Genomic DNA, 17,511 nt, shown 5'->3' on the forward strand with positions numbered 1-17,511 from the left:
TTGTACCCATCTGTATATTTGCCTGAGAGTTTTGCTCCTTCGGCGAGAATTTAATCTCTTTCCAGAGTTAATATGTTACGGTCCTTTTTACCTGAGAGTTTCCTGGGTGGTTGCTCCTTCGGTGTTACAAAATTTGTAATCTCTCCCGTTAACTATTAACTTATCAACTATTTACAGATGGTCAATGGGAAATACTTTTTTTACGCTTAATTAATAGTGAGTAAAATTGAATTAATACAGCAAAAATAATAATAGCTCCTCCAATTAACCCAAACATTGATGGTCTTTCACTAACAAATATAAAAGCCCAGATAGGACCCAAAACAGATTCGGATAACATTATTATTCCAACCATAGCAGAAGGTGTAGTTCTTGCTCCAGTTGTAATAAATATAAATCCCAATCCAACTTGAAAGCAACCACCTAAAAAACCTAGAAAAATATCATGTGGTGAAATCATTATTTTTGTTGAAAGTAAAAAACCAATAAAACATGAACATACACCTGCTACAAATTGAGCTGGAACCATATCAACTGTTGGATATTTTCTTACAATAATAATCAATATTGCAAAAGTAATTGGCATCGTGAAAGCTGCAAGATTTCCTGATAATTCACCTGGAGTTAATGAATTTCCAACCATTAATAAAACTCCTGTCATTGCTAAAATAATAGAAGCTAATGTAATTGCAGAAATTTTTTCTTTTAGAAAAAAATAACCAAATATTGCAAGAAATAAAATTTGAAGAGATATGATAAAATTGGTATTTGCGACAGTCGTATTATACATGGCAAATACGTACCCACAAAAACCAAAAGATAATATTATTCCTCCAAAAAAACCTGGCAAACCTGAATCATAAAATGAGGTGAAGACTTTCTTTTTATAAGTAATTATCAAAAAGGCCAAAACTGTCAGAGAAAAAAATAAAGATCTCCAAAATAAGATTTGCCATAAAGTTGAACCCTCAAATGACTTAACTATAAGCCCACCAAAACTTAAACTACAAGCGCCTAAAAATACTAATAAAGGTCCTGGTAATTTTGTAATTATATTCATTAGATTTGTGAAATTAAATTTTGAGTCTCCATTTCATACAACTTAAACAAAGTTTCTGCATCAGATAATTCTATTTCTTTAAATTTTATTTTTGAACCAGGTGATATTTGAACTAATCTGTCATAATCAACACTAGCAACAACTCCTATTTTTGGATAACCCCCTATCGTTCCATGATCTGAAAGCATTATGATTGGATTACCATCCGCTGGAACTTGAATCACTCCTTTCAATAAACCTTCTGATTTTATATTTGTATTAACAATGTTTTCTATTTCAGGGCCATTTAATCTCATTCCCATTCGATCAGATAGTTTTGATACAGTAAATTCTTTTTCAAAAAAATTACTTTTTCCTTTTTCGGAAAAATAATCAAAATTAGTTCCTTTTATAACTCTTATATTTTCTACTTTTGAGTTTAAATAATTGGTTTTCTTTTTTTGTTGATTTGTATTTATTTTGGAAACAATTAATTTTTGATTATTTTCTAATTTTTTACCATCGTTAGAACCGATGTAAGCTTTTGTGTTTGTTGAACAACTCCCCCATTGAAATTTAAGATTAAACTCCCCACTAATAGCCAAATAACCATAAACAGATTTATTAGTTGATAAAATGTCAATCTCATCTCCATTTTCTAATTGATAACTTTCATAACACTTACCCTCTATTTCAATATCCTTTTTTCTTATTTTAAAGATAACGTCTCCAGTTAAAACAATAGTAATTTTATCTCCGTAGTACCTTAATAAAGGGCCTTGATAAGCAAATTCAATAACTGGTAAATCTGATTTATTACCAACTAGTCTATTTGCTAAAAGATAATTTCTATTATCCATGGCTCCACTGAATGGAATTCCTATATGGTATAAATTATTTCTTCCTTTATCTTGAAATGTTGTGTTTATACCAGCTCTTATTATTTCAAAATAATTATTGCTCATTATAATTGTTATATTCTTCTAGTGTTATTTGTTTAAATTTAACAGTGTCACCTGGGTTAATTAAATTAGGATCTTTTTCTTTTGAACTATCAAATACTTCTAGCGGTGTGTTTCCGATGATATTCCATCCACCTGGACTTTCAAATGTATAAATATTGGCAAACTGCTCAGTCATTCCAACAGATCCTTTGGGCACTTTTACTCTTGGAGTTTCTAAACGTTGAGCTCTCAAATTTTCATCTAAATCACCTAAAAAAGGCATGCCCGCAATAAATCCTGTCATATAACAAAAAAATTCTTTATTAAAAAAATTCTCTATAATTTTTTCTCTAGTTAAATTTAATTTTTTCTCTAATCTTTCTATGTCTAAACAAAATGAAGCATCACAACAAACTGGTACTTCTAAATTTTTATTGGTTATCTTAAAAGTTTCTTCAACATTAAGTTTTTCAATTTTATCTTTAATTTCCTTAAAATTTGTTACACAAAGATCATAAGAAATAATCAGTTTATTGTAAGAAGGTGTAAGATTATTAATTCCTTCAATATTTTTTTCTTTAATTGCATTAAAATACTTAATTACCTCAGAGTTAATTTGTTTATTAACCTCGGTTCCAAAATCACAGTAAAGTGCTGCGTCGCCAAGATTTGATATATTTTTTATCATGCCATGTTATACTTCAACATTTAAGACTATGGAAATTAATATAAATTGTGATTTAGGTGAAAAATCTAAACATCATTCTAATAAGTATGATCCTGATTTACTAGAGATAGTAAACTCTGCCAATGTTGCATGTGGTTTTCATGCTGGAGATGATGAATCAATGAGTCAAGTCATCCAAATATCAAAAAAAAATGGAGTAAGCATTGGCGCACATCCATCATTTAATGACCCTGAAAATTTTGGCAGACAAAGAATGAATCTTTCTTCGAGTGAAATTTCAAAACTAATAATTGATCAATATGATATTTTACAAACAATCGCAGACAATTATAAAGAGAGTGTTACCCACATTAAGCCTCATGGTGCACTTAACAACATGGCCTGTGAAGATTTAGAGCTAGCGACTACTTTAGCTAAAACAATAAAAGGAATTAATAAAGATTTAATTTACCTTGTTCCAACTGGTTCGAAAATGGAAAAAGCTGCTAAAAAACTTAATATGAAAATTGCATGCGAGATTTTTGCAGATAGAAACTATGAAGATGATGGAAATCTAGTTTCTAGAAAAAAACCCCACGCACTAATCACAGACCCAGAACAAGCAAAAAAACACGTATTAAATATGGTAAAAAATCAGGCACTTAATTGTCACAGTGGAAAACAGATACCTTGTGAAATAGACTCTGTGTGCATACATGGTGATAATGAAAGTTCATTAGCTACAGCAAAATCAATTAAAGATAATTTGATTGATAATGGACTTAAATTAAAACCTTTAAACTTAATGGAGAAATTTATTTAATGTTAAAAAAATATTTATTCGCATTTTATTTGATAATTTTATTTTCAAATAGTGCACAAGCTGCTGGAACAGGTGATAGCAGTTCATCAAAAGTTAAATCCGATTATGACAAAGCTGTTACACTTATAAAACAAGCCAAAAAATATGAAAAAAAAGGTAAAACTGAAAAAGCTAATAAGAGATATGAAAAAGCTCAAAAATTATTAATTACTTCAAATAATAAAAAGCCTCTTCAAGCTGATACTTTAAATTACCTAGGTTTTACAACTAGAAAACTTGGAGATTATAAAAATGGAGAAAAATATTACCTGCTTGGTTTAGAAATTGATCCTAACCATAAAGGGATTAACGAATACTTGGGTGAACTTTATGTTGTGACCAATAGAATTAATCTTGCAAAAGAAAGATTAAATGTATTGGAAAATTGTAATTGTGAAGAGTATGGTGAATTAAAAGAAATAATTGATGGAAAAAAAACATCAAAATATTAATTCATATGCTTGATATACAAAATCCAAAAGAAGCAAGAAAAGTCATCAGAAATAACGAATATACTGAACAAACAGCTGGATCTGCAAATAAATATGTACAAGGAAATATTTGTATTTTACCAAGTAAGTACGCAATGGATTTTGCATCATTTTGTCAAAAAAATCCAAAGCCTTGTCCCCTAATAGGCTTTGGCACTAAGGGAGATCCATCTTTAAAAGATTTAGGAGACATCGATATAAGAACAGATGTGCCTCAATATAGAGTATGGGAAAAAGGAAAAATTATTGATGAACCATATGATATAAAAAAATATTGGAATGAAGATTTAACAACATTTGTTTTGGGATGCTCAATGTCTTTTGAGTTACCTTTAATTGAAGCAGGAATACCTATTCAACATATAGAGAATAATACTATTGTACCAATGTATCGAACTTCAATAGATTGTGAACCAGCAGGACAATTTTCAGGAAAACTTGTAGTATCTATGAGGCCATTGAATTCAAAAGATGCCATTAGATCAGTCCAAATTAGTTCAAGATTTCCAGCTGTTCATGGTGCACCTGTACACTTGGGTGACCCTTCGGAAATTGGCATAAAAGATATTATGAATCCAGAATATGGTGATCCACCAAAAGCATTTAAGAATAATGAAATTCCAGTTTTTTGGGCTTGTGGAGTAACACCACAATCTGTTTTGCAAGATTCGAAACCAGATTTTTGTATAACACACAGTCCTGGAAAAATGCTTATAACTGATAAGCTAAATAATGATTTAGCAGCCTTATAATTAATTTCCTAAAAAAACTTTTGTAACTTTTTCGTTATCAATTAGATCCTCTGATTTTCCATCAATAACTAACCTTCCACTTTCAAGTACATAACCTCTATCGGCCATACTAAGAGCCAATCTAACATTTTGCTCAACAAACAAAATTGATATTCCTTCGTTAACAATATTTTTAAAAATCTTAATTAGATCTTTCATTACCATTGGTGACAAACCTAAAAAAGGTTCATCAACCATTAAAAGTTTTGGAAGCCCCATCATGCCTCTAGCTATTGCCAACATTTGTTGTTCACCACCAGACATTGTCCTCGCTAATTGGCTTGATCTAGCTTCAAGTTTTGGAAAGATCTTATAAATTTTATTTAGTGAATTATCTAATTCCTTTTTAGCTGCGGGGTGCCAAGCGCCAAGTAAAAGATTTTGCATTACAGTCAAATGAGGAAAAACTCTTCTTCTTTCAAGAACATGAGATATACCTAGTGCAGTTCTTTTATGTGTAGGCTCTTTAGAGATTAAATTGTTATCAAAATGTATGCTTCCATTCTTATGATGTACTAAATTACTTATTGTGTTTAAAATTGTACTTTTACCAGAACCGTTTGGCCCTAAAAGAGCAACCATTTCTGCTTTCTTAACATTTATAGATACGTCCCAAATTACTTGAAAGTCATCGTATAAAACATCAATATTTTTAATATCAAGCAGCATCGAATGTTCCTAAATAAGAGTCTACAACCTGTTTATTATTTTGAATTTCTTTAGGAGAGCCATGGGCTATTCTTTCTCCTTGATCTAGAGCTAAGATATTATCTGAAATCTCCATAATGATATTAATATTATGTTCGATCGTAACAATTGTAACTCCTGACTTTTTGAGTTTTTTGATTAGTTCCACGAGACCAGGTATAGTTTTTTGGTCAACACCACCAGTTACTTCGTCCATTAATAATAATTTTGGCTCTATTGCCATTGCCCTTGCCATCTCAAGTCTTTTTCTTTGTCCTGTAGAAAGCTCTTTTGCAAAATGATGTCTCTTCTCAATCAAGTCAACAAAATCAATTATTTCTAAAGCTTTATCTCTAGCTTTTTTAATATTTTTTTCTTTAACAAACGAACCTATCATTACATTTTCAAGCAATGTTTGATCTGCAAATGGTTTTAATTTTTGAAATGTTCTTCCAATACCTAGTTTGCTTATTTTGTCAGGAGTTAATCCAAAAATATTTTTTTCAAAAAATTTAACTTCACCAGTATCTGCTTTTGTATAACCTGTGATTAAGTCAAATAAAGTAGATTTTCCTGCACCATTTGGGCCAATTACACCAAGTATAGAGCCCTCTTCAACCTCAAAAGAAATATTATTGTTTGCTTTAATTCCACCAAAAGCTCTACTTAAATTTTCTACAGATAAAATTTTCATCTTTGTTTTTTTCTCTCTAAAATATTTTTTGGAACAAAAGATATAAGTCCATCTGGTCTAAAGACACAAATTAACATTAATATTAGTCCATAAATGATTAGATCTACTGCACCACCTGTACCACCTAAATATATTCTTGAATATTCTGAAATTGGAATCAAGATTGCTGCTCCAAGTAATGGACCCCAAACATTACCTATTCCTCCAAGGACAGTTATCAACAAAACAATAATTGATATTTCAATATTAAAAACTCTATCAGGATCAATTATTAAAATGTATTGAGCAAACAAACTTCCCATCGGAGCCATAATCATTGCTGATATTACATAAGCAATAATTTTATAATTTGAAACATTAATACACAAACTTAATGCCGCTTGAGGATCATCTCTCACAGCTCTTAATCTAAATCCTAATTTTGATCTACTTAAGATCCAAACCAAATAAAAAGTGATTAAAAAAAATACTAAAAAAACATAATAGTAAGGCATTTTACTTGTGTGAAATTGAAGCGCTAACCAAGAGTCACCAGATGTCATTGGAACCCATAAACCAGATGCTGCACCAACTAAATCCCATCTTTGAAAAACTACTTGAAAACTTATGCCTATCAGCAAAGTTGCGATTGCAAAATAATGCCCACTTAATCTAAGCATTGGTATTCCAATTAAAACTGCTGCAATTCCTGAAAAAATTATTCCAAAAAATATGCTTATCCAAGGAGAAATACCATACTGAACATAAAAAAATGAAGTTGCATAAGCTCCTATGCCAAAGAAAGCACCATGGCCAAGACTAATCTGGCCAGAAAATCCAGCTATCACGTTCCAAGATTGCGCCATAACAGCATGCATAAAAATCATGATCATTAAATGGAGATAAAAAGAGTTTAATCCAAAATGAGGTAGTGCAAACAATAATAAAACTATGCCAGCAATTAATGAAATAATTTTTTTGTCTGTGTTCCAAAGTGGCTCTGCTTGTGCGGTTAATAATTTATCGTTCATTAATATCTACCAAATAAACCTTGGGGTTTATAAATCACTACTAATAAATATATTGCAAAGACATACAAAAGTTTAAAAGATGGATCTATCAATAAGCCACCTAATGACTCGACAAGACCAATAATTATTCCTGCATACAAACAGCCAATAATACTTCCAAAACCACCTAGAGCTACAGCAACGAACGCAAATAAAGCAAAATTAATTCCTACATCAGTAAAAATGAAAAAATAGTTAGCCATCATTCCTCCTGCTATACCTACACATCCAAGTCCGATTGCCCATCCAATTGCAAACATTTTGTTTGATGGAATTCCTAAAATTTCAGCAGCGTGTCTATCCTGAGCTGTAGCTTGTAAAGCTAAACCAGTTTCAGTTTTTGTAACAAATAAATATAAAGCTATAAAAGCAACCAAACATACTAAGCTTGCTACTAGTTGTGGTTGACCAATAAAAACAGATCCTATTTCAAGCCTACCCTCCAATAAAGGTTTTTCTACATTTCTAAAATCTGGTGTCCATAATAATTGAGCTATAGATCTTATGAATATTGACAACCCAAAAGTAGCACAGATTTGAATCAACATTTTTGCTTTTAAGATGTATCTAATTAAAAAATAGTGTGTGAGTATTCCACATACAGCCATCAATAAAATTGTAATCGGAATTGAAAAAATAGGATCAATCCCAAATAATGACCACAGCCAAAATGAAGAAAACATTGATAGCATTAAATGTTCACCGTGAGCAAAATTCACAATATCCATTAGACCAAAAATTAAACTCAATCCTGCAGCTATTAAGGCATAAATCAATCCCATCATTAGACCAGTCACAATTGCTTGAAGAATAATCTCTGATGTCATTTAGAACAAATATAAATTAGAATACGTATAAACATTATATATATTCGCAAAAGTATATCATTGAATTGATTTTATATATGGTATTTAATTAATTATTAACAAAAACAAATATGAGGGGAAATAAATGAAAAAATTAATACTTGCAGTATTTACTTTTTTATCATTAATTTGTGCGCCTGTAATAAGTTCTGCACAAGATGTTAAAATTGGAGTATTGTATCCATTAACTGGTCCTGTGGCCCAAGTCGGTAAGGATGCGGTTGCTGCAGTACAAACTGCGTTAGATATTATTAATAATAGCCACAATATTCCTGGAATGCCTTTAGCAAAAGATGCTGGCCTAAAAGGTTTAGGTGGTGGAAAAATTTCAATTGTTGTTGGTGACCATGGTGGAAAACCAGATATTGGGGTTGGTGAAACAGAAAAAATGTTAAATTCTGATAAAGTTCACGCAATGTTTGGAGCTTACTATTCATCAGTTACTGGTGCAGCTAGTCAAGTTTCTGAAAGAGCTGGTATACCTTGGGTTAATGGTGAGTCTACATCTCCAAAATTAACAACAAGAGGATTTAAATATTTCTTTAGAGTTACTCCACACGATGGTGAATTTACTCAATTAATGTTTGAATTTATGAACGACTTCAACAAAAAGAATAATAACAAGTTAAATACACTTGGTATTATTCATGAAGATACTTTGTGGGGATCTGATAGTGGTGGAACACAAAATAAAATGGCTAAAGACCAAGGATTTAAAGTTGTTGAAAAAATTAGCTATAAAGCAAAAACAACATCTTTAAGTTCTGAAGTACAAAGATTGAAAGCAAAAAACCCTGATGTTTTATTGCCATCATCTTATACTGCTGATGCTTATTTGTTTTTAAATACTGCTAAAGAACTTGATTACAACCCTAAACTTTTAGTTGCACAAAATGCTGGATATACTGATCCAAAATTTATAGCTACTATGGGAAGTAAAGCTGAAGGTGTAATTACAAGATCTCCTTTTAATACTGACTTGGCTACTACAATTCCAATGATTGGTACTGTAAATGATCTTTTCAAAACACACTCAGGTGGAAGAGATCTATCTGATGTGCCAGCTAGAGCTTTTACTGGTTTTATGGCATTAGCAAATGCAATTAATAATGCTGGATCAACTGATCCTGAAAAAATTAGACAAGCGCTAGTTAATTTAGATATGTCGTCAGACTCTTTAATTGTTCCTTATAGAGGAATTAAATTTGGTGCTGATGGTCAGAATGAAAAAACTAGAGGTATTTTGATGCAAGTTCAAGGTGGTAAATATTGTACAGTTTACCCATTTGAATTAGCTGCATGTAAATTGCAGTATCCAATGCCTACTTGGTCTCAAAAATAATTTTAGATAAAATTAAAGGCGGTCATTAATTTGACCGCCTTTTTTTTATACTTTTTATTGAATTATTATAAATTTAAAATAATATTAACTTACCTTGATTGAAGAACTTGTTATTTTAACTAAAATTATTTTTATCACTATTATCTTAACAGCTGATAACGCAGTTATAGTTGGTTCAATTGCAGCAAACTTCGTACCTAAAAATAGGAAACAAATTATTTTATGGGGTGTTGCAGGAGCTTTTGTATTCAAAATTTTTTTTGCACTATTTGCTACTTACTTATTTAAATTTTATTTCATTAAAATTTTGGGAGGATTATTATTAATTTGGATAGTCAACGATTTGAGAAAAGATTTAGTTGATATTAAAAAGATTAAATCACAAACTAAAAAAGCACGAGAACCTTCTTACATAAGTAGTATTGGAAAAGTTTTATTTGCAGATATTATGATCAGCTTTGACAACGTCATTGGGGTTGTTGCTGCAGCAAAAGAATATTTTGGATTTATGATTTTCGGCCTCGTTTTATCAGTCGTACTAACTGGAGCTCTAGCGACATATATGGCAAATTATATACAGAAACATATCTGGATAGCTTATATGGGGTTGATATTTATTCTTATTGTAGGGTTACAATTAATAATTGGTGGATTAGTTGATCTTGAAATTTTAAAAATTAACGAGGAATTTATTAAATATTTTTAGTTAATAAGAATGTTTCTTTAGTGGAAACTTTTTTTGTTTCACATCCTTAGAATAATTAGATACTGCTTTTTTTATTTCTTTTCTAATATTGCTATATTTCTTAACAAACCTTACATCTATAGGATTAAGTCCAATCAAATCATCTAATACTAAAATCTGCCCATCACAATTATTTGATGCCCCTATTCCTATAGTTGGAATACTAATTTGATTTGTTATTTTTTTTGCTAGAGAAGTTTCTACGCATTCAAGAACGATTGAAAACACACCTGCACTTTCTAATAATTTGGCATCATTTAAAATCTTATTTCTTTCAGAGCTTTTTTTTCCTTTATATTTAAAGGTTTTATCTGATTGTGGAAGCAATCCTACATGACCCATTACTGGTATTTTACTTTTGGTTAAAGTTTTAACAATTTTATAAATTTTTTTTCCACCTTCTAATTTAACAGCATCACATTTTGTAATTGAAATTATTTTTTTTGCATTTTTAAGTGCTTCTTTAGAATTTCGATATGTGTTATGTGGCATATCAACAACCATTAAACTTTTTTTTATACCCATTCTCACACTTTTTGAATGCTCTATCATAGTCTTTAAGCTTACTTCTCTTGTAGACTTATAATTGTATAAAACTGAACCAAGTGAATCTCCTACTAAAATTATATCGCAGAAGTTATCCAAGATTGAAGCAGTATTTTTCGAATAGGCAGTTAAACTAACAATCTTTGATTTATTTTTTTTTTTAATTATATCTAATATTTGCTTTTTCATCGACTTACCACGAGCCGGTATTTTCCATTGAAGCCCAAGGTTCTTTAGGCTCTAAATTTCCTTCTTGAAGTATTTCAATTGAAATATTGTCTGGAGATCTAACAAATGCCATATGGCCATCTCGGGGTGGTCTATTTATAGTATAGCCCATATCCATTAATCTTTGACAAGTCTCATAAATATTATCAACCCTATAAGCTAAATGGCCAAAATTTCTTGAACCCACTCCAAGTTCATCACCATCCCAATTATATGTTAATTCAATTTCTGCTTTTTCATCATTTTGAGCAGCAAGAAAGACTAGAGTGAATCTACCCTTTTCATTTTCCATACGTCTTGTTTCTTTTAAACCTAATCCATCACAAAAAAATTTTAATGACTCATCAATATTTTTAACTCTGATCATGGTATGCAAATATTTCATATGACTAATTTATAGTTCAAAACTACTCTAATTCAATAGTACTAGGTGGTTTTGAGGTAATATCATAAACAACTCTATTGATACCTCTTATGCTATTCACTATTTGATTAGAAATTGTTTCCATGAAAGACTTCTTGAACTCATAAAAATCTGCTGTCATTCCATCTTCAGAAGTAATTGCTCTTAATAGACATAAATACTCATAAGTACGATTGTCACCCATAACACCTACTGTTTTAACTGGTAACAAAGCAGCATATGCTTGCCAAATTTTATGATAAAGACCATGATCTTTTAAAGCTTGAATAAAATAATAATCAGCTTCTTTAAGTATTTTAATTTTATCATTTGTAATTATCCCTGGCATTCTAATTGCTAGACCAGGTCCTGGGAAAGGGTGCCTTGAGATAATATCCTTGCTTAAATTTAACTCTAAACCCAACTTTCTAACTTCGTCTTTAAATAAAAACTTTAAAGGTTCAACAAGTTTTAATTTCATTTTTTTTGGAAGGCCACCAACATTGTGGTGTGATTTAATTTTAGAAGTTTGACTTCCTGTAACAGATTTACTTTCAATTAGATCAGGATAAAGAGTGCCTTGGGCTAAAAATTTAACATTTCTTATTTTTTTTGCATATCTTTCAAATATTTTTATAAAAAGATTACCGATAATTTTTCTCTTTTTTTCAGGATCAGAAACATTATGAAGTTTTTTTAAAAATTCTTTTTCAGCATTTACATAAATCAAATTCATTTTTAAGCGTTTTTTAAAAGTCTGAACAACCTGTACTTCTTCGTTTTTTCTCAGGAGACCAGTATTAACAAAAATACAATATAATTTTTTACCTATAGCTTTATTAAGTAATTGAGCCACCACACTACTATCAACACCACCTGATAAAGCACAAATAACTTTTTCAGATCCAACTTGATCTTTAACTTCCCTAATTAGCTGAATTTTTTGATCTTTAGATGACCAATTGCGTTTAATTTTGCAAATCAAAAAAATAAAATTACTAATCAATTTTTTTCCATTTTCTGTATGAGTCACTTCTGGATGAAATTGAATTCCATAAAATTGTTTAAATTTATCTTCTACAATGGCAAATTTTGAATTTGTACTTGATGCTATTACTTTAAAATGTTTTGGAAGTTTTGATACTTGATCAGCATGGCTCATCCAGACTTTTTTTAATTTTTGTTTATTAAAAAAATTCTTAGTTAATAAGCTTTCATTTTTTTTATAAATATTTGCTAATCCAAATTCTCGATGTTTTGATTGTTTAACTTTACCTCCATTAAGTTTAGATAATATTTGATGACCAAAACAAATTCCTAGAATTGGGATTTTTAAATTGATAATTTTTTTATCGAATGAATATTTGTTAATTTGATCAACGTTTAATGGCCCACCAGATAGAATTATTCCTTTAATTGATATATCAATATCTTTTATTTTGATTTTTTTGTGACTTATTATTTCTGAAAAAACTCCTAGCTCTCTAATTCTTCTAGCAATTAATTGTGTGAATTGGGAACCAAAATCTATAATTAAGATCTTATTAAGATTTTGATCAAGACTCATTTTTAGGTTCTATATTTTTTAAAGACTCTTGAATTTGATTGTTTTCATCACATAGTTTTTCACAAACTTTTGCAAAAGTTTGTGAAAGATTTTTAACTTTCGAATAATTTGATTTTTCTAAAGCTATTTTCATCAACATTAATAAAACTTCTTCATTATCTGGCTCGATTAATAATGCTGTCTCCAAATTATTCTCTTCTTTTCTTTGATTTTTTTCAAAATTATAAATTTTTGCTAAATATAAATATGATTGAGCATCTTTAGGATTAAAAACTATATTTCTTTCAAACATAAATCTTGCATCATCATAATTTTCACTTTGATACATTTTTAAAGCTTCATCAAAAAAATTTTCTTTACTTAAAACTGCACTTGAAAAAAAGACAGTTAAATAAATAAAGATAATTATTTTAAAAATTTTAGTCATTAATATTTACTGTCATTTTTCACAACATCCACATTGTGAACCATACTTTCATAAAAACCTGCCTTAGTAATTTTTACAAAATTTGGTTTATTTCTTAATTTAATAATTTCTTTTGAACCAAGATAACCCATTGATGATCTAAGTCCTCCAATTAACTTGTATATGATACCTCCAACATTCCCTTTATATTTCACAAATCCCTCAACACCTTCGGGAACATATTTGGATGTATCTTTTTGTTTTGTTTGAAAATATCTGTCAGCTGAACCTTTGTTCATAGCACCAACGGAGCCCATTCCTCTGAAACTTTTGAACATTTTTCCATTCTTTTTAATTAATTTTCCTGGTGTTTCATCTGTACCAGCAAATAATGAGCCTATCATTATTGCATCTGCTCCTGCCGCAAAAGCTTTTGCAAGGTCACCTGAATATTTAATTCCACCGTCTGAAATAATTTTAATATTTTTATTTTTTAGACCGTTTCTAACAGATAAAATTGCACTTAATTGTGGAACTCCAATTCCAGCTACTAATCTTGTTGTGCAAATTGATCCTGGTCCTATTCCAACCTTAATAATATCAACTCCTAATTTAATTAAAAACTTTGCTGCTTCAGGAGTTGCAATATTGCCAGCACATAGTGCAATTTTATTATTTTTCAATTTCTTAATAAATTTAATTATTTCAGCTACTTTTTTTGTATGCCCGTGAGCTGTATCCACCACAATTAAATCGACACCTTCTTTGATAATTGCTTTTGCTCTAATAAATTCATTTGGTCCTGCTCCAACGGCTGCACCAATAAGTAATTTTTGTTTTTTTACTTTTTTAATTTCAGAAATTTGTTTTGGAATATCCAAGTTTCTATGAATAACCCCTATGCCTCCTGCTTTTGCAATAGCTATTGCCATTTTACTTTCTGTAACAGTATCCATTGCTGAGGATAAAAGTGGTATTTTAAGCTTTAGATATTTTGTTAATGTGACAGCTGTATCTACTTCAGAAGGTAATATTTCTGAGTATTTTGGTGCTAACGTAACATCATCAAAGGTAAGTGCTTCTTTAATAGGAACCATAATCTTTTATATACGATTCCCCTAAAAATTAAAGTCTCTATCTAAGTTTTCGACAAATAATGAAACTTTCCTTAGAGTCTTTTCTGCTAGATTTTGGTTTAAAAACCTTAACTTCTTTAAAATACTTTTTTCCTTCTGCGACTATTTCGTTAAATGTGCCACCCATAAAAATTTTTGAAATGAAATAACCATTATCTGTTAATAAATCTTTTGCAAAAAACATGGCTTCTTTACATAACTCTCCTGTTTGAATAGAATCTATATTCTTTATACCGGTGGTATTTACAGCCATATCTGACATCACTACGTCCACTTTATTATTAACATATTTTTTTATCTCATCTTGTGTTGCTTGTTCTGTAAAATCACCACATATTTGTACTGTATTACCAATGGGTTCCATTTCTTTTAAATCTATCGATATCAACCTACCATTTTTTGCTGTTTTGGCTGCATATTGAGACCAGCTACCAGGAGCAGCCCCAATATCTATAACTGAAATCCCACCCTTAAATATTTTAAACTTTTCATCAATCTCGATTAATTTATATGCAGATCTTGCTCTATAGCCATCAACCTTAGACTGTCTGACATAAGTATCTCTTCTTTGTTTATTGACCCAGTTCTTGGAAATTTTATTTTTTTTCAATTAAAGACCGAATCTAAGACTTTTTGATATTGAATTGTTTTGAAGAGACAAAATTTCAATCTTAACATCTTTATCTATTCTCATATCTTTGTCACCATCCCAAATTCCTGCAGCTAGATGCATAATTCCAATTTTATAATTTGGCAAAAATGGTTCAACAAACGTGTTTTCTATCTCATCAAATTTAGGTAGCAAATTACTTGCGATCCAATTACAGTTTAATGGTAAAAATTCAGTTTCCAAATCATCTATGTAAACTGACATATTAATAGCCAATCCCTCTGAACCAAAAATATTTCCAGATTTTAAAGTTTGTTCAAGATTTTTTTGCCAAGATTTCCAGCCTGTAGAATTTTTTTCTAAGGAAAATACTCCAATATTAATATGTGGGGCGAATGCTAATTTTCTAGCATTAGCTAAGCCAATTTTTGATTTGATTGCATGTTTAAAATTTTGAGATTTAATTGATGCTATTTTTCCAAATATCCAATTTACTTTTGACATTACTCTATAGCCTGGGCCCATAGTTTGCGTAATTCCAAGTTTTCCATCTTCACAAGCTTTGAAATATAAATTAATTGCATTCCAATCATTGACCCATGCATCACAATCAATCCATAAATATTTTTCATAATTTGGAAAATAATTTGGTAAAAAAGCTCTAGATACCTGACTTTTAAGCCATTCTTTACCCTTAACCTTAAATGCAGGAACTTCAATATCCCATTCTGCTGATTTTATTTCATCTACTTTCTTATATAAAATTTCTTTTTGATTTTCAGTTAATCCTGCATCCAAAATACATATGGCTGTATTTTCACTTTCTTTAAAACTTTTAATTGAATCTATCAATTCATTTAATAATGGAAAATAATTAGCGTCTGCTAAAGAGACTATAACATTTTTTTTCATTACAATATATCTTCAAGATCATCTTCGTCTTGAGTACTATCATTTTCTTGTGATTTTTTTATTTTACGATAATGGAAAAAACTAATTGGCAACAATAGCAAATAGACAATGCTGCTGATTGCTATAACTTCAAATGTATAAATTAATAATAGGCCAAAAAATAAAACAATACCAAATAACAAAAAAATTGTAGTTTTTCTTTGTATAACAATTTTTTTGAATGAATAACTTGGAAACTTGCTAATTAATAAAATTGATGTGCTAATAAAAAATATTGGTACGATTATATCATAATTTAATTGGATATAATCAAATTCGGTTAAGCTAATTATCAAAGGTGTTAAAACTAATATTCCACCTGCTGGAGAAGGCACTCCTTCAAAAAAATTGTCTTTCCATGAGGGCTCTTGGCCTGAATTTACATTAAATCTAGCCAATCTTAAAGCTACACAAATCACATATACCAAACACAATAACCAGCCAAATCTTCCAAGGGTATTTAATTTCCAAAAGTACATAATAAATGCTGGAGCAACACCAAAACTAATCATGTCTGTAAGAGAATCTAGTTCCTTGCCAACTTTAGAAGTAGCTTTGATCAATCGTGCTATTCGTCCATCTAAACCATCAAATAATGCAGCGAATATGATAGCAATTATAGCAAGGTGAAATTCTCCACTTAAAGCAAATCTTATTGAAGTTAAGCCAATACATACTCCTATCAATGTGAGCATATTTGGTAAAATTACTCTAGCATTTTTTTTATCTGCTATAATTTTTATATTATTTTTTGGTTGTTCCATTTTTATTTCTTAGCCAATAAAGTTTCACCAGAAATTGTTCTTTGACCAATTTTAACTAATGGCTCATAGTTTTCATAATAAACATCTGCACGACTTCCAAATCTGATCATACCGATTCTGTCACCTTGATTGAGCTCTTGTCCATTGTTTGTTTCACACACAATTCTTCTTGCAATCAATCCTGCTATTTGAACAACTATAATATCATTTCCACTTTTATCTTTAAGTTTGTAATAATTTCTTTCATTGTCTTCGCTAGCTTTGTCAAAAGAAGCATTTAAAAATTTTCCTGGTTTATATAAAATCTCTTCAACTTTACCTGCGCAAGGAGTTCTATTTACATGACAATCAAATACGTTCATAAATATACTTATTTTTTTGAATTTTTTATTTTCTAAACCAACTTCTTTTGGTCCGTCCACTTCCTCAACTTTAATTACTTCTCCGTCAGCTGGACTTACCAGATAATTGTCATCTTCAATTATAACTCTTTCTGGATCTCTAAAAAAATAGTAAACCCAAACTGTTAACAGCAAACCTATTGTTCCTAAAAAACTACTGAAGGATAATAAAATAAGTGTAACAAATCCCGCAATTACTAAAAATTTGTAACCCTCTGTATGTATCTTTGGAAATATCTTACTAAACATATTCTTCTATTTGCTAATTTTTGATTAATATGTATATAAACCAATCAAATTCAATTAATAACATAAATTTATT

21 protein-coding genes and 1 riboswitch are annotated in these 17,511 nt (G+C 29.9%); of the genes, 5 read left to right on the forward strand and 16 right to left on the reverse strand.

Annotation, left to right across the window (positions count from 1 at the left end; translation table 11 throughout):
• Positions 1-68: 68 nt before the first annotated feature.
• Positions 69-159, reverse strand: a riboswitch (glycine riboswitch).
• A gap of 22 nt (positions 160-181) precedes the next feature.
• From ACIJYI_RS04990 to ACIJYI_RS05000, 3 genes are read right to left on the reverse strand one after another with little or no spacing between them, the layout of a single operon-like run.
• Complete coding sequence (locus ACIJYI_RS04990; protein ID WP_435113310.1) at positions 182-1,060, reverse strand: DMT family transporter; 879 nt, start codon at positions 1,058-1,060, stop codon at positions 182-184.
• The gene (locus tag ACIJYI_RS04995; RefSeq protein ID WP_435113312.1) at positions 1,060-2,004 is read right to left on the reverse strand and encodes a biotin-dependent carboxyltransferase family protein; all 945 of its coding nucleotides are present in this window, start codon (positions 2,002-2,004) and stop codon (positions 1,060-1,062) included. Before ACIJYI_RS04995 ends, ACIJYI_RS04990 begins: the two co-directional genes overlap by 1 nt.
• Positions 1,994-2,671: a 5-oxoprolinase subunit B family protein gene (locus ACIJYI_RS05000; protein ID WP_435113314.1), complete on the reverse strand. Its 678-nt coding sequence runs from the start codon at positions 2,669-2,671 to the stop codon at positions 1,994-1,996. The genes ACIJYI_RS04995 and ACIJYI_RS05000 overlap by 11 nt, the downstream gene beginning before the upstream one ends.
• Positions 2,672-2,699: 28 nt before the next feature.
• On the opposite strand from ACIJYI_RS05000, the gene ACIJYI_RS05005 reads away from it, so the two are divergent.
• Genes ACIJYI_RS05005 through ACIJYI_RS05015 form a run of 3 tightly spaced genes read left to right on the forward strand, consistent with a single transcriptional unit; the run spans position 2,700 to position 4,755 of the window.
• Complete coding sequence (locus tag ACIJYI_RS05005; RefSeq protein WP_435113316.1) at positions 2,700-3,473, forward strand: 5-oxoprolinase subunit PxpA; 774 nt, start codon at positions 2,700-2,702, stop codon at positions 3,471-3,473.
• Positions 3,473-3,964, forward strand: a complete 492-nt coding sequence (locus tag ACIJYI_RS05010; protein WP_435113319.1) for a tetratricopeptide repeat protein — start codon at positions 3,473-3,475, stop codon at positions 3,962-3,964. The genes ACIJYI_RS05005 and ACIJYI_RS05010 overlap by 1 nt, the downstream gene beginning before the upstream one ends.
• 5 nt (positions 3,965-3,969) lie before the next feature.
• A complete protein-coding gene (locus ACIJYI_RS05015; protein WP_435113321.1) occupies positions 3,970-4,755 on the forward strand; it encodes a putative hydro-lyase in 786 nt (261 codons plus the stop codon).
• On the opposite strand, the gene ACIJYI_RS05020 is transcribed toward ACIJYI_RS05015, so the two are convergent.
• Genes ACIJYI_RS05020 through ACIJYI_RS05035 form a run of 4 tightly spaced genes read right to left on the reverse strand, consistent with a single transcriptional unit; the run spans position 4,756 to position 8,051 of the window.
• Positions 4,756-5,463, reverse strand: a complete 708-nt coding sequence (locus ACIJYI_RS05020) for an ABC transporter ATP-binding protein (protein ID WP_435113323.1) — start codon at positions 5,461-5,463, stop codon at positions 4,756-4,758.
• On the reverse strand, positions 5,453-6,175 hold the full coding sequence (locus ACIJYI_RS05025; RefSeq protein WP_435113325.1) for an ABC transporter ATP-binding protein: 723 nt from the start codon (positions 6,173-6,175) through the stop codon (positions 5,453-5,455). The genes ACIJYI_RS05020 and ACIJYI_RS05025 overlap by 11 nt, the downstream gene beginning before the upstream one ends.
• Positions 6,172-7,185 (reverse strand): branched-chain amino acid ABC transporter permease, encoded by a 1,014-nt coding sequence (locus ACIJYI_RS05030; RefSeq protein ID WP_435089718.1) that lies wholly within the window; start codon positions 7,183-7,185, stop codon positions 6,172-6,174. Before ACIJYI_RS05030 ends, ACIJYI_RS05025 begins: the two co-directional genes overlap by 4 nt.
• Positions 7,185-8,051 (reverse strand): branched-chain amino acid ABC transporter permease, encoded by an 867-nt coding sequence (locus ACIJYI_RS05035; RefSeq protein WP_435087730.1) that lies wholly within the window; start codon positions 8,049-8,051, stop codon positions 7,185-7,187. The genes ACIJYI_RS05030 and ACIJYI_RS05035 overlap by 1 nt, the downstream gene beginning before the upstream one ends.
• Positions 8,052-8,175: 124 nt before the next feature.
• Between ACIJYI_RS05035 and ACIJYI_RS05040 the strand changes: the two genes are divergently transcribed.
• Together ACIJYI_RS05040 and ACIJYI_RS05045 are read left to right on the forward strand one after the other, a co-directional pair.
• On the forward strand, positions 8,176-9,432 hold the full coding sequence (locus ACIJYI_RS05040; RefSeq protein ID WP_435089720.1) for an ABC transporter substrate-binding protein: 1,257 nt from the start codon (positions 8,176-8,178) through the stop codon (positions 9,430-9,432).
• A 94-nt stretch (positions 9,433-9,526) separates the two neighbouring features.
• Complete coding sequence (locus ACIJYI_RS05045; protein WP_435113327.1) at positions 9,527-10,138, forward strand: YjbE family putative metal transport protein; 612 nt, start codon at positions 9,527-9,529, stop codon at positions 10,136-10,138.
• Here ACIJYI_RS05045 and panB read toward each other — a convergent pair whose 3' ends face one another.
• Genes panB through ACIJYI_RS05090 form a run of 9 tightly spaced genes read right to left on the reverse strand, consistent with a single transcriptional unit; the run spans position 10,139 to position 17,438 of the window.
• On the reverse strand, positions 10,139-10,912 hold the full coding sequence (gene panB / locus ACIJYI_RS05050) for a 3-methyl-2-oxobutanoate hydroxymethyltransferase (RefSeq protein ID WP_435113329.1): 774 nt from the start codon (positions 10,910-10,912) through the stop codon (positions 10,139-10,141).
• Between the two features lie 4 nt (positions 10,913-10,916).
• A complete protein-coding gene (locus ACIJYI_RS05055) occupies positions 10,917-11,336 on the reverse strand; it encodes a VOC family protein (RefSeq protein ID WP_435113331.1) in 420 nt (139 codons plus the stop codon).
• Positions 11,337-11,358: 22 nt separating this feature from the next.
• On the reverse strand, positions 11,359-12,921 hold the full coding sequence (gene guaA / locus ACIJYI_RS05060; protein WP_435113333.1) for a glutamine-hydrolyzing GMP synthase: 1,563 nt from the start codon (positions 12,919-12,921) through the stop codon (positions 11,359-11,361).
• Positions 12,911-13,348, reverse strand: coding sequence for a tetratricopeptide repeat protein (locus ACIJYI_RS05065; RefSeq protein WP_435113336.1), 438 nt, complete (start codon positions 13,346-13,348; stop codon positions 12,911-12,913). The genes guaA and ACIJYI_RS05065 overlap by 11 nt, the downstream gene beginning before the upstream one ends.
• A complete protein-coding gene (gene guaB, locus ACIJYI_RS05070; RefSeq protein WP_435113338.1) occupies positions 13,348-14,424 on the reverse strand; it encodes an IMP dehydrogenase in 1,077 nt (358 codons plus the stop codon). The genes ACIJYI_RS05065 and guaB overlap by 1 nt, the downstream gene beginning before the upstream one ends.
• Before the next feature lie 37 nt (positions 14,425-14,461).
• A complete protein-coding gene (locus ACIJYI_RS05075; protein WP_435113340.1) occupies positions 14,462-15,073 on the reverse strand; it encodes an RlmE family RNA methyltransferase in 612 nt (203 codons plus the stop codon).
• Positions 15,074-15,985, reverse strand: coding sequence for a glycosyltransferase (locus ACIJYI_RS05080; protein ID WP_435113342.1), 912 nt, complete (start codon positions 15,983-15,985; stop codon positions 15,074-15,076).
• Complete coding sequence (gene pssA / locus ACIJYI_RS05085; protein ID WP_435113344.1) at positions 15,985-16,788, reverse strand: CDP-diacylglycerol--serine O-phosphatidyltransferase; 804 nt, start codon at positions 16,786-16,788, stop codon at positions 15,985-15,987. The genes ACIJYI_RS05080 and pssA overlap by 1 nt, the downstream gene beginning before the upstream one ends.
• A gap of 2 nt (positions 16,789-16,790) precedes the next feature.
• Positions 16,791-17,438, reverse strand: a complete 648-nt coding sequence (locus ACIJYI_RS05090) for a phosphatidylserine decarboxylase (RefSeq protein WP_435113346.1) — start codon at positions 17,436-17,438, stop codon at positions 16,791-16,793.
• Positions 17,439-17,511 lie beyond the last annotated feature (73 nt).

It is taken from the genome of Candidatus Pelagibacter bacterium nBUS_36, from assembly GCF_051201215.1.
Classification (GTDB): domain Bacteria; phylum Pseudomonadota; class Alphaproteobacteria; order Pelagibacterales; family Pelagibacteraceae; genus Pelagibacter.